This is a genomic window from Methyloversatilis sp. (assembly GCF_965284615.1).
Lineage (GTDB): Bacteria > Pseudomonadota > Gammaproteobacteria > Burkholderiales > Rhodocyclaceae > Methyloversatilis.
On the sequence record NZ_OZ260098.1, the window covers coordinates 2,676,271 to 2,694,049 of the forward strand.

Below are 17,779 nucleotides of genomic sequence, written 5' to 3' on the forward strand. Positions count from 1 at the left end.
ACCGTGCCCGCTCAGGCGACGCCGAAAGCGCCGCTGCGAAGCTTGAACAGCCGGTCGCGCGCCTCGGCCGCCTTTTCGAACTCCAGGTTCTTCGCGTGCTCGACCATTTCCTTCTCGAGCTTCTTGATCTCCCGCGCCAGATCCTTCTCGCTCATCGCCTCGAAACGCGCGTGTTCCTCGGCCACCATCAGTTCGCGGGCGACCTCCTCCTGGTCGTAGACGCCGTCGATGATGTCTTTGATCCGCTTGACCACGCCCTTCGGCGTGATGCCGTGCGCCTCGTTGTGCGCGATCTGCTTGGCGCGCCGCCGCTCGGTTTCGGCGATGGCGCGCTTCATCGAGTCGGTCATGTTGTCGGCGTACAAGATGGCCGTGCCGTGCAGATGTCGGGCCGCCCGGCCTATGGTCTGGATCAGGCTGCGCTCCGAACGCAGGAAGCCCTCCTTGTCGGCGTCGAGGATGGCGACCAGCGACACCTCGGGAATGTCCAGACCTTCGCGCAGCAGGTTGATGCCCACCAGCACGTCGAACTCGCCCAGCCGCAGGTCGCGGATGATTTCCACCCGCTCGACGGTGTCGATGTCCGAGTGCAGATAGCGCACGCGCACGCCGTTCTCGCTGAAGTAGTCGGTCAGGTCCTCGGCCAGTCGCTTGGTCAGCACGGTCACCAGCACCCGCTCGGACGCCTCGACCCGCTTGCGGATCTCGCCCAGCAGGTCATCCACCTGCGTTGACGCCGGGCGGATGTCAACCACTGGATCGACCAGGCCGGTCGGCCGCACCACCTGCTCCACCACCTGGCCCTGGTTGGCGGCCTCGTAGGCGGACGGCGTGGCCGACACGAACACGGTCTGCGGCATCAGCTTCTCGAATTCGTCGAACTTGAGCGGCCGGTTGTCCAGCGCCGAGGGCAGGCGGAAACCGAAATCGACCAGATTGCTCTTGCGCGCCATGTCGCCCTTGTACATGCCGCCGATCTGCGGAATGGTCACGTGCGATTCGTCGATGAACATCAGCGCGTCCGGCGGCAGATAGTCGATCAGCGTCGGCGGCGGCTCGCCCGGCTGGCGGCCCGACAGGTGGCGCGAGTAGTTTTCGATGCCCTTGCAGAAGCCCAACTCGTTCAGCATTTCGAGATCGAAGCGGGTGCGCTGTTCGATGCGCTGCGCCTCGACCAGCTTGTGCTGGCTGACGAATTCCTTCGAACGCATTTCCAGCTCGGTCTTGATCGCGTCGATCGCCCGCAGCACGGTCGCGCGCGGCGTCACGTAGTGGCTGGACGGATAGACGGTGAAGCGGCCGATGCGGCTGCGCACCTGGCCGGTCAGCGGGTCGAACAGCGACAGTTCCTCGATCTGGTCGTCGAACAGCGACACGCGCAGCGCGTTCTCGGCGTGTTCGGCCGGGAAGATGTCGATCACGTCGCCACGCACGCGGAAGGTGCCGCGCTTGAAGTCGATGTCGTTGCGCTGGTACTGCATCTGCACCAGCCGCGCGATGATGTCGCGCTGGTGCAGCGTGCCGCCTTCGCGCAGGTGCAGGATCATCGCGTGGTAATCCACCGGGTCGCCGATACCGTAGATCGACGACACGCTGGCAACGATGACCACGTCGCGCCGCTCCATCAGGCTCTTGGTCGCCGACAGCCGCATCTGCTCGATGTGCTCGTTGATGGCGCTGTCCTTCTCGATGAACAGGTCCTTCGACGGCACGTAGGCTTCCGGCTGGTAGTAGTCGTAGTAGCTGACGAAGTACTCGACCGCGTTCTCAGGGAAGAACTCGCGGAATTCCGAGTACAGCTGGGCGGCCAGCGTCTTGTTCGGCGCCATCACGATGGCCGGGCGACCGGTGCGCGCGATCACGTTAGCCATCGTGAAGGTCTTGCCCGAACCGGTCACGCCGAGCAGGGTCTGGAACATGAGCCCGTCGTCGATGCCCTCGACCAGTTTGGCGATGGCACCCGGCTGATCGCCGGCCGGGGGGAAGGGCTGGTGCAGCCGGTAGGGGCTGTTGTCAAAGGTTAACAAGGCGGGTGTGGCGACAGTTTCCGACATGGTAGAATTTTGCGTTGCACAAATCGTTTGCAGCCTGATGACCGCGCGACTTCGGCGGCGTTCAGGCAAAGGCAGACATTAGCGCGATTGTTGTCGGTTTTTCGACCTATCTTTAATAGCACGACGCACCGCCCGTACCGGGCAAACCAACCCTGCACACCGGAGCACGCATGAACCCGTCCGTTTTCTCGTCCGTCGAGATGGCCCCGCGCGACCCCATCCTGGGCCTGACCGAAGCCTTCAACGCCGATACCCGCACCACCAAGGTGAACCTGGGCGTGGGCGTGTACTACGACGACGCGGGCAAGCTGCCGCTGCTGCGCGCGGTGCGCACCGCCGAAGAGGCGCGCATGAAGAATGCGCCGCCGCGCGGCTACCAGCCGATCGAAGGCGCGCCGGCCTACAACAAGGCGGTGCAGGACCTGCTGTTCGGCCAGGGCGCCGCCCTGACCGCCGACGGCCGCGTCGTCACCGCTCAGGCCCTGGGCGGCACCGGCGCACTGAAGATCGGCGCCGACTTCCTGAAGCGTCTGCTGCCGCAGGCCAAGGTGTACATCAGCGACCCGAGCTGGGAAAACCACCGCGCGCTGTTCGAAGCCGCCGGCTTCGAAGTCGACGTGTACCCGTATTTCGACGCCGACACGCGCGGCGTGCGTTTCGACGCGATGATGGCCCATCTGAAGGCGCTGCCGGCCAACCAGATCGTGCTGCTGCACGCCTGCTGCCACAACCCGACCGGCGCCGACCTGACCGACGCCCAGTGGGCCGAAGTGGTCGAGGTGTGCAAAGCGCGCAACCTGGTGCCCTTCCTCGACATGGCCTACCAGGGCTTCGCCGACGGCATCGACCAGGACGCCGTGGCGGTACGCCAGTTCGTGCAGTCCGGCCTGAGCTTCGTCATTTCCAGCTCGTTCTCGAAGTCCTTCTCGCTGTATGGCGAGCGCGTCGGCGCGCTGTCCATCGTGACCGCGTCGAAGGACGAATCGGCGCGCGTACTGAGCCAGCTGAAGCGCACCATCCGCACCAACTACTCCAACCCGCCGACCCACGGCGGCGCGGTGGTGGCATCGGTGCTGGCCACGCCGGAACTGCGTTCGATGTGGGAAGAGGAACTGGGCGAAATGCGCGAGCGCATCCGCGCCATGCGCACCGGCCTGGTGGACAAGCTGTCGGCCCGCGGTGTGGCGCGCGACTTCTCCTTCGTCGTGCGCCAGCGCGGCATGTTCAGCTACACCGGCCTGACCGTGGCCCAGGTCAACCGTCTGCGCGACGAGTTCGGCATCTACGCGGTGAGCACCGGCCGTATCTGCCTGGCCGCGCTGAACTCGAAGAACATCGATTATGTGGCCGACTCGCTGGCGACCATCCTGAAGTAATCGACGCGCCGCTGCAGACAAAAAGCCCACTCCGAGGAGTGGGCTTTTTGTTGGTCCTGACTCTGCCGCCGCGGACTGCGGCTTCGATTCAGGCCGCTGTCGGGGTCAGAAGACCTCTCCCACAGAACCCCGGCTCGCGTGATCCCTGTGGGAGCGACCTTGGCCGCGACGCGACGGCTGTCGGTCGCCGGTGCCTCTTCGGGCGAACGTCGCGCGCGCCGGCGCGCCCACCCGTCAGACCACGCCCTGCCCCAGCATCGCTTCCGCCACCTTGACGAAGCCGGCGACGTTGGCGCCGTCGAGATAGCTGACGCGGCCGTCCTTGCGCTTGCCGTACTGCAGGCAGGCGCCGTGGATGCCCTGCATGATGTGCAGCAGACGGGTATCGACCTCGTCGCGCGTCCAGCTCATGCGGAGCGCGTTCTGGCTCATTTCGAGGCCCGAAGTCGCGACGCCGCCGGCGTTCGATGCCTTGCCCGGCGCGTACAGCACGCCCGCCGCCTCGAATGCCTTGGCCGCTTCGATGGTTGACGGCATGTTGGCGCCCTCGGCCACGCAACGGACACCGTTGGCGATCAGCGTGCGCGCGTCGCTCTCGTCCAGTTCGTTCTGCGTCGCACACGGCAGCGCGACATCGACCGGCACGCGCCACGGCCGCATGTTCGCCTCGAAAGCCGCGCCCACCTTCTTCGCGTAGTCGCTGACACGGCCGTACTGCACGTTCTTCACGTCCATCAGGATGGCCAGCTTCTCCGGCGTGAAACCGTCCTCGTCGATCACCGTGCCGCTGGAGTCGGACACCGTCACCACCTTGGCGCCCAGCGCCATCGCCTTTTCCACCGCGTATTGCGCCACATTGCCCGAGCCGGACACGGCGACGCGCAGGCCGGCCATCGAATGGCCGGCGTGACACAGCATTTCCTCGGCGAAATAGACGGTGCCGTAACCGGTCGCTTCCGGCCGGATCAGCGAACCGCCGAAACTCAGGCCCTTGCCGGTGAACACGCAGTCCGCACGATTGGACAGCTTCTTCATCATGCCCGCCATATAGCCGACCTCACGACCGCCGACGCCGATGTCGCCGGCCGGCACGTCGGTATCCGAGCCGATATGGCGGAACAGTTCGGATACGAAAGCCTGGCAGAAACGCATGATTTCGCCTTGGCTGCGCCCCTTCGGATCGAAGTCCGAGCCGCCCTTGCCGCCGCCCATCGGCAGCGTAGTGAGCGCGTTCTTGAAGGTCTGCTCGAAAGCCAGGAACTTCAGGATGGACAGGTTTACCGACGGGTGGAATCGGATGCCGCCCTTGTAGGGGCCGATGGCCGAGCTGTGCTGGATGCGGTAGCCGCGATTGACCTGCACTTCGCCTTTGTCGTCCACCCAGCTGACGCGGAAGATGATGACCCGCTCCGGTTCGACCAGCCGCTCGAGCAGCGCCTGCTCAGCGTAGCGCGGATGCGCCTCGATGAAGGGCCACAGGCTCTCCATCACTTCGGTGACCGCCTGCATGAACTCCGGCTGCCCCGGGTTGCGCGCCTCGACGACGCTCACGAACGACTTGAAATTGCTGTACTTCAACGCTGTCTCCTGAATCACGCACTAAGGCTGTCTTGCACCACAGCAGGGCATTTTGATCGAATTTGTTTCAGCAAGCACACTTTTAGTGCCATAAAACACGCTACGCCCCAACGCGGTGCGGGCTACAACCGCCCGATGAGCATCGTCGGCAGCACGGCCTGGCGCGACTTTCCGGATCACGCTCAATCATCGTGCATCGACTGTCATCAGACCGACACATTCTGGTGCGCTCCTTGCTAAACGCACCGCGGTTGTGATTTCCGGAGCCCTCATGGACAGTTTCAAGACCTCGGCCGACGTGTTGTTCATTCTGCTCGGCGCCATCATGGTGCTGGCGATGCACGCCGGCTTCGCCTTCCTCGAAGTCGGCACGGTGCGGCGCAAGAATCAGGTGAATGCACTGGTGAAGATTCTGGTCGATTTCTGCGTATCGACGCTGGTGTATTTCTTCATCGGTTACGGCATCTCATATGGCGTGCACTTCTTCGGCAGCGCGGCCTCTCTCACGCAGTCGAGTGGTTACGACCTGGTGAAGTTCTTCTTCCTGCTCACCTTCGCCGCCGCCATCCCGGCCATCGTGTCCGGCGGCATCGCCGAACGCGCGCGCTTCTGGCCGCAGGTGATGGCGACCGCGCTGATTGTCGGCCTGCTCTATCCGCTGTTCGAAGGCATGGTGTGGAACGCCAACTTCGGCTTCCAGAAATGGCTTGAAACGCAGTTCGGCGCCCCTTTCCATGACTTCGCCGGCTCGGTGGTGGTGCATGCCTTCGGCGGCTGGGTCGCGCTCGCCGCCGTGCTGCTGCTCGGCGCGCGGCGCGGCCGCTATTCGCGCGACGGTGGCATCTCCGCCCACCCGCCATCGAGCATCCCCTTTCTCGCCCTGGGCGCATGGATCCTGACCGTCGGCTGGTTCGGCTTCAACGTCATGAGCGCACAGAAGCTGGAAGCGGTGAATGGCCTGGTCGCCGTCAATTCGCTGATGGCCATGGTCGGCGGCACGCTGGTGGCGCTGGTGGCCGGCCGCAACGACCCCGGCTTCGTGCATAACGGCCCGCTTGCAGGACTGGTCGCGGTCTGCGCCGGCTCCGACCTGATGCACCCGCTCGGTGCGCTGGCCACCGGTGCGGTCGCCGGCGGCCTGTTCGTACTGATGTTTACGCTGACGCAGAACCGCTGGAAGATCGACGACGTGCTCGGCGTGTGGCCGCTGCACGGCCTGTGCGGCGCCTGGGGCGGCATCGCGGCCGGCCTGTTCGGACTGGAAGCGCTCGGCGGTCTGGGCTCGGTCACCTTCATGACTCAGCTGGTCGGCACCGTGGCCGGCGTCGCCATCGCACTGGCCGGCGGCTTCGTCATCTACGGCACGATCCGCGTTTTCGTCGGACTGCGCCTGGACCCGGAGCAGGAATTCGAAGGCGCCGACCTCGCGATCCATCGCATCAGCGCGTCGCCGGAGCGGGAAACGCTGTGGTGAGCACCCGGTAGGACGGCGCCTGCGCGCGGTCGGCTCATGCCGACAGCGCAAGGTGCCGGCGCCGAGGCAGAATCGCGGGCAGTCCACCCAGGAGCTTCGCCATGATCCGCCCGCGCCACGCCGCGTCTTCCCGTCGATCCGCACCACTGCTTGCGCTGCTCGGCGCGCTGCTCGCAGCGCCCGCACAGGCCGACCTGTTGCTCGCCACGCGGCAGACCGTGATCGACCCCGGTCTTCCGCTTACGCTGACGGTCGTCGCGACCGCCGGCGAGGCGCTGCCCGACGAACTGAAGGCGCGCATCATCGTCGGCGCCCGCGCCGCCGACCTGACGCTGCGCGCTGCCACACCGGCACAGGGCGGGCGACGCGACTACTCGGCAGTATTCCCGACCGATCTCGACGGCACCGGCCGTCTGGAACTGACGTCGGCTGCGTCCAGCGTGCTGCTGGTGCAGCTCAGACCGGCACCGCTGGCCGCCGGCGCAGTGGCGATCACGACGCCCGGCGCCACACGTCCCGCTACGACCGACGCCCCGGACGCCGAACCGGCAGGCGTGGTCAACCTGGGCCGCAATCGCATCGGCCTGGGGACGCACGAGCCGGTCTACTTCGTCGCCGGCTCGCGCGGCGACACCACGGCGCGCTTCCAGCTGTCGTTCAAGTACCGCATCTTCGACCCGGAAGGCTGGGCGACCGAACTGCCGCTCGGCGAACTGCTGACCGGCCTACACTTCGGCTACACCCAGACCTCGACCTGGGACTGGAGCGGCGACTCCAAACCCTTCCGCGACACCACCTACAAACCGAGCTTCTTCTACGAGTTCGGCCCTTACCGGCAGATCGGCTCGCGTCACACGGTGAGCGCCCAGGCGGGTTACGAACACCAGTCGAACGGCCGCGACGGCAGCGAATCGCGCTCGATCGACACCCTGTTCGTGAAACCGTCCTGGCGCTGGGACATCGACCACAATACGCACATCGGCGCCTCGGTGAAGTTGTTCGACTACACCGACCGCGACCCGACCAACCGCGATATTTCGAAGTACCGTGGCTACGCGCTGGTCGGCCTCGAAGTGGGGAACGACGACGGCTGGCTGCTGAAGGCGGAAAGCTATCCGGGCGATCAGGGCTCGCTGCAACTCGATCTGTCCTACCGCCTGAAGCGCCGCCTGCTGGCCGATGCCGGCGCCGGGGGCTTCCTGCACTTCCAGTACTTCAATGGCTATGGCGAAAGCCTGATCGACTACAACCGCAGCGGTCCGGCGCAGTTCCGGGTCGGTTTCTCTATCGTGCGCTGACGCGTCGGCAGGGGGCGGGTCGCCCGCGCTCTGCTCTCATCGGCCGACCCGTGGGAGCGAGCTCGCTCGCGATTGCAGCCGACATCGCAGCCGGCGGCCCTCGATCGCCGCATCGCGACCAAAGGTCGCTCCCACGAACACACTCCCGATCCGCCGCCGGAGCCGGGTTTCTGTGGGAGCGAGCTCGCTCGCGATTGCCGCCGACATCGCAGCCGGCGGCCCTCGATGGCCGCATCGCGACCAGAGGTCGCTCCCACGAACACGCTCCCGATCCGCCGCCGGAGCCGGGTTTCTGTGGGAGCGAGCTTGCTCGCGATTGCGGCCTGCATCGAAGCCCGCTGCGTCGCGACGCCGTCACTACGCGTGCGCCGGCCCCTCGGCGCCGCGGAACTGCGGTTCCGCCAGCAGGTGCACGCTGAAGCAGGTGCCCTCGCCCGGCGTGCTGGTGACCGTGATGGTGCCGCCATAGCGCTCGATCAGTCCGAGCGACACCGACAGCCCGAGGCCTGTGCCTTCCGAGCGCTTGGTGGTGAAGAAGGGATCAAACACGCGACCGATGTGCTCGGGCGCGATGCCGTGGCCGGTGTCGCGCACGTCTATCCGTGCGCCCGCCGGATCTGCGCTGTCGCGCGTTGCCAGCGTCAGCGTGCCGCCGTCGGGCATCGCGTGCAGCGCGTTGACGATGAGATTCACCAGCACCTGCTGCACTTCGTCGCGATTGATGCGCACGCGTGTCGTCGCCGCGGTATCGAACACGATGTTGACGCCGGACTTGCGCGCCTGGTGCTGCACCAGCGGCAGCGTGTCGTGCAGCAGCGTGGCGGTGTCCAGTTCGTCCACATAGCCCGCGAACTCGCCCGGCCGCGCGTACTGCAGCAGCTTGGTCACGATGACGCGGATGCGGTTGATCTGTTCGTCCAGCAGGCGGACTTCGGTCTTCACCGTATTGCCAGCCGGGCCGAGCACGGCGCGCATCAGGTCGAGATTGCCCTGCATGACGGCGATCGGATTGTTGATCTCGTGCGCCACGCCAGCGGTGAGCTGGCCGATGGCGGCCAGCTTTTCCGAGCGCACCAGTTGGCGCTGCGCCTCGCGCAGTTCGGCGGTGCGCTCGACCACCTTCTGGTCCAGTTCGGCATTGAGCTGTTTCAGTTCGGCCTCACGGGCAGCCACCGTATCGAGCAGCGTGTCGAGGTGACTGGCCAGGCGGGCGATCTCCTCGCCGCCCTCGACCGTACCGGTGCGCGCCGACGCGTCGCCTTTCTCGACGGCGCCGATGGTGGCGTCCATCCGCTCGATCGGCCGGAATATGCTGCGCGCACCGCGCAGCGACAGCACGACGCCGGCCGCCATGATGAGCGCGAACAGCCCGATCAGCGCAGCCAGGATGTTCTGCTTCACCTCGCGGAAGGGCGCTTCGAGAAAGCCGACGTAGAGCATGCCGATGCGCCGGTCGTCGCCATCGACCACCGGCTCGTAGCCCGACACATACCAGTCGTTCACGACGAAGGCGCGGTCCAGCCAGCGCTCGCCGTTGTCGAGCACGCGGTGGCGCACCGCCGCCGACACGCGCGTGCCGAGCGCGCGGTCGCCGCCGAACATGCGCACATTGGTGGCGATGCGCACGTCGTCGAGAAAGAGCGTGGCGGTGCCGCGCGAGCCCAGCGGCAGCGCGCCGTCGTTGTAGACGAGGTCGTTGATGGTGTTGACGAAATCGAGGTTGCGGTTCAGCAACTGACCGCCTTCGAGCACGCCGATCTGTTCGCCCTGCGCGTCGAGTATCGGCACGGCGATATGGATCACCATGCCGCGGTCTTCCTCGCTGCGTGGGTCGGGCCGGGCGTTGGTGGTCGGCACGATGGCGAGGCGGGCACGTTCGAGCAGCGGCGGGCCGATCGCTTTGAGCCGGGCGGCGTCGAACACCGACAGCACGACCTTGGCGTCGCCAGCGAGCGCGCCGCGCACCACCGGCCAGTCGGCGCGCGTCTCACCAGGCTTCGTGCCATGGGATGCTGCTCGCACCCGCCCCTCGCGATCGAGTACGTACAGATAGTCAAAGTGCTGCGCGGCGGCCTGCGCTTCGAGCAAGTTGCCAAGCCTGGCCGGGCTGTCGAGCACGCTGCGCAGCCTGCCCGATGCGGCCAGCCCGGCAATCGCCTGTTTCTGGCCATCGAGCACGCGGTCGAAATACTGGCGCGCGATGGTCAGTTCGGCATTCACCTTGTAGATGAGCAGCTGGTCGTAGGCCGAATTGCCCCAGTGCACGACCAGCCCGATCAGCAGCGGCAGCATCAGCAGCGGCGGTGCCAGCACCAGCATGACCAGCCGGGTGCGCACCGAACCGCGGCGCAGTGAATGAATGAATCGCATCCGTCGATGCTACTTCAGGCCCCGGGTTTGCGCTGCCGCCCGCTACACTCGCGCCTTTCGTTCATCCGCCCTACTCCGTCCATGCATGTCAACGTGATCGTGATCGGCGCCGGCGCGGCCGGCCTGATGTGTGCCGCCACCGCTGGAAGCCGCGGCCGCAGCGTGCTGCTGATCGACCACTATCCGAAGCTGGCCGAGAAGATCCGCATTTCCGGCGGCGGCCGCTGCAACTTCACCAACCGCGATCTGCGACCGGACTGTTTCCTGTCGCAGAACCCGCATTTCTGCCGCTCCGCGCTGTCGCGCTACACGCCGCGCGATTTCGTCGCGCTGGTCGAGCGGCACGGCGTCCGCTATCACGAGAAGACGCTGGGCCAGCTGTTCTGCGACGACAGTTCGCAGCAGATCATCGACCTGCTGAAGGCCGAGTGCGACGCCGGCGGCGTTCGCTGGCAGCAGCCGTCGGCGGTGCTGGGCGTGACGCGCGAAGGCGATCTGTTCCGCATCGATACCGACCAGGGCGCGCGCTTTGCCCCCTCGCTGGTGATCGCCACCGGCGGCCTCACCGTACCCAAGATCGGCGCCACCCCGTTCGGTTACAAGCTGGCCGAGCAGTTCGGCCTGAAGGTGGTGCCGCCCAAGCCGGCGCTGGTGCCGCTGGCGCTGGACCCGGAGTGGCTGGCGCGCTTCGGCGAACTGTCCGGCGCCTCCTTCGATTCGATCGCCTGCTGCGACGGCCCGGAGTTCCGCGAACAGACCCTGCTCACCCACCGCGGCCTGTCCGGTCCGGCCATCCTGCAGGCGTCGAGCTATTGGCAGCAGGCGGCCGGCCGCGAGCCGGTGCGCATCGACCTGCTGCCGGACGTGGACGACGCGGAAGGCTGGCTGCAATCGGCGCGTACCGGCCGGCAGACGCTGGCTGGGCTGCTGGCGGAACACCTGCCGAAGCGCTTCGCCCAGCAGTGGGTGGATTTCGAAGGCGGCGGCCGATGGGACAGCGCACTGGTCGAGCTGCCGCGCGCCGCGCTGGCCGACGTCGCGGCCAAGCTCAAGAGCTGGGCGCTGCATCCGTCGGGCACGCTGGGCTACAACAAGGCCGAGGTGACGCTGGGCGGCGTGGACACGCGCGAGCTCGACCAGAAGACGATGGCTGCCCGGCGCGTACCTGGCCTGCACTTCGTTGGCGAGGTGGTCAACGTGACCGGCTGGCTGGGCGGCTACAACTTCCAGTGGGCCTGGTCGTCCGGCTGGTGCGCCGGTCAGGCCGCCTGAGCGCGCCCGCTGCGCTTCAACGGGCGAACGGGAAAAAGACCGGCACCAGCAGCAACACGGTCGCGCCATAGGCGACGCTGATCGGCAGGCCGACGCGCACGAAATCCAGCATGCGGTAGCGCCCGGGCGAATACACCATCAGATGGGTCTGGTAGCCGAAAGGGATCAGGAAGCCGGCGCTGGCGCCATACAGCACCGCCATCACGAAGGGCATCGGGTCGGCCTCGAAGGCACGCGCGGTTGACAGTGCGATCGGAAAGGCCAGCGCGGCAGCGGCGTTGTTGGTCACCAGCTCGGTCAGGATCACCGTCAGCAGATAGATGCCGATGAAGGCGCCGACCACGCCGTGGCCGTCGTACAGCGCGCGCAGCGCGCCGGTCATCAGTTCCGCGGCGCCGCTGTTCTCCAGCACCTGGGCGATGGCCAGCGACGAGCCTATGGTCAGCACCAGGTCGAACGGGAAACGGCGTCGCATTTCGCCCAAGGTCAGCAGGCCGCTGACGACCAGACCGGCGAGCAGCAGCAGCAGACCGGTAAACAGCGGCACGATTTCCAGGCCGGACAGCGCGATCACCGCGGCGAAGGCGCCCAGCGTGAGCCGGCTCTGCAGCGGCGTGAGCCGCGGCCGCACGGTGCCGCCGACCAGATGGAAGTTGCGGTCGATATTGCGGTGGTTGGCGAAATCGGGGCCGACCGCCAGCAGCAGGCTGTCGCCGACGTGCAGCGGCACGCGCCCGAGCTGGCCGGTCAGGCGCTTGTCGCCACGGCGTATGCCGACCACGCCGGCGTCAAACATGGTGCGGAAATCGACTTCCCGCAGCGTCTTGTTCGCCAGCTCGGACTGGCTGGACACGACCACCTCGAGCAGGTTGGAGCGCAGCAGCGAATCCGCCTCGACGCCGAACACCTGCAGGCCGTCGAAGCGCTGCAGCGCGGCCATCTTGTCCACTTCGCCGGTGAAGATGAGCACATCGCCCGATTCGATCACCTCGGTCGGTGCGACCGGGGAGATGAGCCTGCCCTCGCGCATGATTTCGAGCAGGAACAGGCCTTCGAGATTGCGCAGCCTGTTCTGCTCGATGCTGCGGCCGATCAGCGACGAAGCCGGCTCGACCCGCGCCTCGAGAAAATAGGCCTGCTGCAGTTCACGGTCGTTCGCCGCATGCCGGGGCAGCAGACGCACACTCAGCGCCAGCACCGCCACGCAGACCAGCGCCACCGGCACGCCTACCCAGCTCGGGTCGAACATGCCCAGCGGTTTCATGCCGGCATTCACCATCAGCGAACTGACCACCAGATTGGTCGAGGTACCGACCAGCGTGGTGATGCCACCGACGATGGCGGCGAAGGAGAGCGGGATCAGCAGCAGCGAGGCCGGGTGATGACGCTGCTTGGTCACCACGCCGAGCAGCGCACCCACCACTGCCGTGTTGTTCAGAAAAGCAGAAAACAGCGTGGTGACCGAGGTGAAGCGCACCACCGCCCAGCCGGGCGAGCCGCGCAGCAGCCGGTCGGACACGCGCTCCAGTATCGGCGAGCGCTCGATCACCAGCGACACCAGCAGCAGCATCACCAGCATGGCCAGCGCCGGATTGGTGTAACTGGCCAGCCAAGCCTTCTGGTCGAGCAGACCGGTCAGGTAGTAGCAGGTGGCCAGGCCGGCGAACAGCGGTGCCGGCGCGATGCGGCCATGCACCAGCAGCGCCAGCAGCAGCCCGATGGAGGCGAGAACCAGCCAGGCGGTCATGAGAGGCGACTCAGGCGCCCAGTCCCCAGGCCGCGAAGTGCGGGTTGGCGAAATCCGGTTTGCCGTAGCTGAACGACGAACCGTTGACCTGTTCGATGCGGCCGCCGGCGGCCACCAGCACCGCGTGACCGGCGGCAATGTCCCATTCCATCGTGCGGCCGAGGCGCGGATAGACGTCGGCTTCGCCGGCCGCCACCAGACAGATCTTCAGGGATGAGCCGGCGTTGCGCAGGTCGGCCACCTTGCGGCCCGCGAGGTAGGCGTCGAGCGCAGCCGCGTCGCCGTGCGAACGGCTGGCCACCACGGTGAGCCCTTCGCCTGGCGGCACGCGGCAGCGGATTTCGCGCGCGCCGTCGGCGTCCTCCAGCCAGGCGCCGACACCGGCGATGCCCGAGAACAGGCGGCCCAGCGCCGGCGCCAGCACGACGCCCAGCACCGGCTGGCCGCTCTCGATCAGAGCGACGTTGACCGTGAACTCACCGTTGCGGTTGATAAACTCTTTCGTGCCATCCAGTGGATCGACCAGCCAGAACGGTGCGCCGTCCGCCGGCCGCTGACCGGCTTCGGTGGACTCTTCGGACACGATGAAAATGTCCGGCGTCAGCGCCTTCAAGCGCGCAACGATGACCTCGTCCGCCTTCTTGTCAGCTTGCGTTACAGGCGAATTATCTGACTTATCAGTGACTTCGAAATCCGTCGCATAGACATCCATCACGCAGTTGCCCGCATCCCGGACGATGTCCAGGAGCGCCGCATGCAGGGTCTTCAATTCGGCGACGTCCTTCATATTTTCTCCTGACAAGCTACGGTGTCCGTCGGTTTAACGGCCACTAAATAATTAATGCACATTATCTGCGCACTGAATGCTTGTACTCTACATGACGGATGACAACCCTGTCCGTGAAGAATGGACGCTAGAAACCTGCCTGCCGAAGAGTTGAACGAACGCCGCCGCGAAGCCGTCAGGCTGCGCCTGACCGGCATGACCGTGGCCGCCGTGTCGGCCGCGGTGCACCTGAGCGCGCCAACGGTCATCGCCGCCCACAAGGCCTATCTGGCTGGCGGGTGGGATGCGGTGCTGCTGCGCCGTCGCGGCCGCAGTGCCGGCAGCGGCCGCAAGCTCGACGCCTCGGTCGAGCGCAGACTGCTGACAGCCATGGTCGGACACACCCCGGATGCGCTCGGCCTGCCACAGCGTTTGTGGAGCGACGAGGCGATTGCCGCGTGGTTCGTGCAGCAGGGTCTGCCGGTGCCGCCGCGGCGCAGCCTGGGTCGCTATCGCGCCGGCTGGGGCCTGCAGCCCGCGCTGCCCGACGACGACGACCGGCAGCTGCACGCGCTGATGAAATCGGTCGCGCACGACCACGACCCCTTCTGGTGCGGCGCCCTGCCCGGCACCGCCGCCGAGCACCGTCACTGGCTCCTGTTCGCGCGCGGAAGCCGCGGCCAATTGCACTGGTCGGCATGCCATAACCCACCGGATACCGACGACTGGACGCGCTTCTGGCAGCGTCTCGCTGCCGAACGGAAGCGGCCGGTGCATCTGTTGCTGAGCGGTCTGACGCTGACGCGGGGCGGTGAACTGGACCGCTGGATGTCGGCGCAGACGCCGCCGTTAAGCTGGACCGCGCTGCCGATGTCGCCGACCGTGACGCCCGCCGCAGCCCCGTCCTCGAATCCGCCGCCCGCCGTGACGCGCTCGAACGCGCACATCACAGTGCCACCCCATCATTCCGCGATCAAACCGAGAGCGCCCATGCAGACCACACCCGAAGCGATCGATCCCGACACCCTGACCCACCTGCAGCGGCTGGAAGCCGAGAGCATCCACATCATGCGCGAGGTGGTGGCCGAAGCCGAAAACCCGGTCATGCTGTACTCGATCGGCAAGGACAGCGCGGTCATGCTGCACCTGGCGATGAAGGCCTTCTACCCGGCGGTGCCGCCCTTCCCGCTGCTGCACGTGGACACCACCTGGAAGTTCAAGGCGATGTACCAGTTCCGCGACGAAATGGCGAAGAAGCTGGGCATGGACCTCATCGTGCACATCAACCAGGAAGGTGTGGCCAAGGGCATCAACCCGTTCACGCACGGCTCCGCCATCCACACCGACATCATGAAGACCGAGGCGCTGAAGCAGGCGCTGGACAAGTACGGTTTCGACGTCGCCTTCGGCGGCGCCCGCCGCGACGAGGAAAAGTCCCGCGCCAAGGAGCGCGTGTTCTCCTTCCGCACTGCGCAGCACCGCTGGGACCCGAAGAACCAGCGGCCGGAACTGTGGAACCTGTACAACGCGCGCAAGCACAAGGGCGAATCGATCCGCGCCTTCCCGATCTCGAACTGGACCGAGCTCGACATCTGGCAGTACATCTATCTGCAGAACATTCCCATCGTGCCGCTCTACTTCTCGGCGCCGCGCCCGGTGGTCGAGCGCGACGGCACCCTCATCATGGTGGACGACGAACGCATGCCGCTGCGCGCCGGCGAAGTGCCGCAGATGAGGAGCGTCCGCTTCCGCACGCTGGGCTGCTATCCGCTGACCGGGGCGGTCGAATCAACCGCCGCCACGCTGACCGACATCATCCAGGAAATGCTGCTCACGAAGACTTCGGAGCGTCAGGGCCGCGTGATCGACCACGACTCGGCCGGTTCGATGGAAAAGAAGAAGCAGGAAGGGTATTTCTGACATGGCACACGTTTCCGACCTCATTGCGCAGGACATCGGCGCCTACCTGAAGCAGCACGAGCACAAGAGCCTGCTGCGCTTCATCACCTGCGGCAGCGTCAACGACGGCAAGAGCACGCTGATCGGCCGCCTGCTGTACGAATCGAAAATGCTGTTCGAGGACCAGCTGGCCGCACTCGAAGCCGACTCGAAGAAGGTGGGCACCCAGGGCGGCGACCTCGATTTCGCGCTGCTGGTCAACGGTCTGGCCGCGGAGCGCGAACAGGGCATCACCATTGACGTCGCCTACCGTTTCTTCTCGACCGACCGGCGCAAGTTCATCGTCGCCGACACGCCGGGCCACGAGCAGTACACCCGCAACATGGTCACCGGTGCCTCGACCGCCGATCTGGCCATCATCCTGGTCGATGCGCGCCACGGCGTGCAGACGCAGACCCGCCGCCACAGCTTCCTGGTGTCGCTGATCGGCATCAAGCGCGTGGTCGTCGCCATCAACAAGATGGACCTGGTCGGCTATTCCGAGACCACGTTCCGCCGCATCCTCGACGACTACCGCGCCTTCGCCGCTCAGCTGGGCCTGGAGGACATCGTCGCGATACCGATGTCCGCGCTGAAGGGCGACAACATCACGTCACAGAGCGAACAGATGGGCTGGTACCACGGCCCGACGCTGATGGGCTATCTGGAAACCGTCGAGGTCAACCAGAAGCGCCGGCTGAAGGGGCCCTTCCGCCTGCCGGTGCAATGGGTGAACCGCCCCAACCTCGATTTCCGCGGCTTCGCCGGCACCATCGCCAGCGGCGTGATCGAACCGGGCGCAGCCATCCGCGTGCAGCCGTCGGGCCGCACCAGTACGATCAAGCGCATCGTCACCGCCGACGGCGACCTGCCGCGTGCCATCGCCGGTCAGTCGGTCACGCTGGTGCTGGAGGACGAGGTTGACATTTCGCGCGGTGACGTGATTTCGCACAAGGACACGCCGGCCGAAGTGGCCGACCAGTTCGAGGCCACGCTGGTGTGGATGCAGGACGAGCCGATGATGCCCGGCCGCGCCTACCTGATGAAGATCGGTACGCGCACGGTTACCGCCACGGTCACCGACATCAAGCACAAGGTGAACGTGAACACGCTGGAGCATCTGGCGGCCAAACAGCTCGCGCTGAACGAGATCGCGGTGGTGAAGCTCGGCATCGACCGGCCGATCGCCTTCGACCCCTACGAATCGGTACGCGAAACCGGTGGCTTCATCCTGATCGACCGCATCAGCAACGCCACCATAGGCGCCGGCATGCTGCGCTTCGCGCTGCGCCGCTCGCACAACATCCACATGCAGCACGTCGATGTGGACAAGGCAACCCGCGGTGCGATGAAGGGCCAGAAACCCTGCGTGCTGTGGTTCACCGGCCTGTCCGGCGCGGGCAAATCGACACTGGCCAACCAGCTCGAAAAGCGATTGAACGCGCTCGGCCGTCACACCTATCTGCTCGATGGCGACAACGTGCGCCACGGCCTGAACAAGGATCTGGGCTTCACCGAAGCGGACCGTGTCGAGAACATCCGCCGCGTCGCCGAAGTGGCCAAGCTGATGGTCGATGCCGGTCTCATCGTGCTGACCGCCTTCATTTCGCCCTTCCGCTCCGAACGCCGCATGGCGCGCGGTCTGCTGGAAGACGGCGAATTCATCGAAATCTTCGTTGACACGCCGATCGCAGTGGCCGAGGAGCGCGACCCGAAGGGGCTGTACAAGAAGGCGCGGCGCGGCGAGATCAAGAACTTCACCGGTATCGACTCGCCCTACGAAGCACCGGAGAACGCAGAAATCCGCATCGACACCAGCGGCCGCGACATCGAACAGACGGTCGATGAAATGATGCAGCGCCTGCGCGATCTGGGCATCCTGATCGACGCGTGACAGGCGCGGTCG

Annotated in this window: 11 protein-coding genes; 6 read left to right on the forward strand and 5 right to left on the reverse strand. The window is 66.2% G+C overall.

Annotated features, from left to right (window positions below):
* Window positions 1–11: 11 nt before the first annotated feature.
* Window positions 12–2,054 (reverse strand): excinuclease ABC subunit UvrB, encoded by a 2,043-nt coding sequence (gene uvrB / locus ACQ66H_RS12775; protein WP_430434342.1) that lies wholly within the window; start codon window positions 2,052–2,054, stop codon window positions 12–14.
* A gap of 170 nt (window positions 2,055–2,224) precedes the next feature.
* Between uvrB and ACQ66H_RS12780 the strand changes: the two genes are divergently transcribed.
* Entirely contained in the window at window positions 2,225–3,430 is a 1,206-nt protein-coding gene (locus ACQ66H_RS12780; protein ID WP_430434343.1) for an aromatic amino acid transaminase, read from the forward strand.
* Between the two features lie 234 nt (window positions 3,431–3,664).
* Here the strand turns inward: ACQ66H_RS12780 and gdhA are convergent, their stop codons facing one another.
* Window positions 3,665–5,008 (reverse strand): NADP-specific glutamate dehydrogenase, encoded by a 1,344-nt coding sequence (gdhA, locus tag ACQ66H_RS12785; RefSeq protein ID WP_430434344.1) that lies wholly within the window; start codon window positions 5,006–5,008, stop codon window positions 3,665–3,667.
* Between the two features lie 271 nt (window positions 5,009–5,279).
* Between gdhA and ACQ66H_RS12790 the strand changes: the two genes are divergently transcribed.
* Together ACQ66H_RS12790 and ACQ66H_RS12795 are read left to right on the forward strand one after the other, a co-directional pair.
* Window positions 5,280–6,482 carry an ammonium transporter gene (locus ACQ66H_RS12790; protein WP_430434345.1) on the forward strand — a complete coding sequence of 401 codons (1,203 nt, stop codon included), beginning with the start codon at window positions 5,280–5,282 and terminating at the stop codon, window positions 6,480–6,482.
* A gap of 101 nt (window positions 6,483–6,583) precedes the next feature.
* A complete protein-coding gene (locus tag ACQ66H_RS12795; RefSeq protein WP_430434346.1) occupies window positions 6,584–7,780 on the forward strand; it encodes a phospholipase A in 1,197 nt (398 codons plus the stop codon).
* Between the two features lie 357 nt (window positions 7,781–8,137).
* On the opposite strand, the gene ACQ66H_RS12800 is transcribed toward ACQ66H_RS12795, so the two are convergent.
* A complete protein-coding gene (locus ACQ66H_RS12800) occupies window positions 8,138–10,150 on the reverse strand; it encodes a cache domain-containing protein (RefSeq protein WP_430434347.1) in 2,013 nt (670 codons plus the stop codon).
* Between the two features lie 81 nt (window positions 10,151–10,231).
* Between ACQ66H_RS12800 and ACQ66H_RS12805 the strand changes: the two genes are divergently transcribed.
* Entirely contained in the window at window positions 10,232–11,422 is a 1,191-nt protein-coding gene (locus tag ACQ66H_RS12805; protein ID WP_430434348.1) for an NAD(P)/FAD-dependent oxidoreductase, read from the forward strand.
* Between the two features lie 16 nt (window positions 11,423–11,438).
* Here the strand turns inward: ACQ66H_RS12805 and ACQ66H_RS12810 are convergent, their stop codons facing one another.
* Together ACQ66H_RS12810 and cysQ are read right to left on the reverse strand one after the other, a co-directional pair.
* Window positions 11,439–13,169 (reverse strand): SLC13 family permease, encoded by a 1,731-nt coding sequence (locus ACQ66H_RS12810; protein ID WP_430434349.1) that lies wholly within the window; start codon window positions 13,167–13,169, stop codon window positions 11,439–11,441.
* Between the two features lie 10 nt (window positions 13,170–13,179).
* Window positions 13,180–13,956, reverse strand: coding sequence for a 3'(2'),5'-bisphosphate nucleotidase CysQ (gene cysQ / locus ACQ66H_RS12815; RefSeq protein WP_430434350.1), 777 nt, complete (start codon window positions 13,954–13,956; stop codon window positions 13,180–13,182).
* A gap of 969 nt (window positions 13,957–14,925) precedes the next feature.
* On the opposite strand from cysQ, the gene cysD reads away from it, so the two are divergent.
* Complete coding sequence (gene cysD / locus ACQ66H_RS12820; protein ID WP_341421622.1) at window positions 14,926–15,855, forward strand: sulfate adenylyltransferase subunit CysD; 930 nt, start codon at window positions 14,926–14,928, stop codon at window positions 15,853–15,855.
* Window position 15,856: 1 nt separating this feature from the next.
* Window positions 15,857–17,767, forward strand: coding sequence for a sulfate adenylyltransferase subunit CysN (cysN, locus tag ACQ66H_RS12825; RefSeq protein WP_430434351.1), 1,911 nt, complete (start codon window positions 15,857–15,859; stop codon window positions 17,765–17,767).
* Window positions 17,768–17,779: the final 12 nt, after the last annotated feature.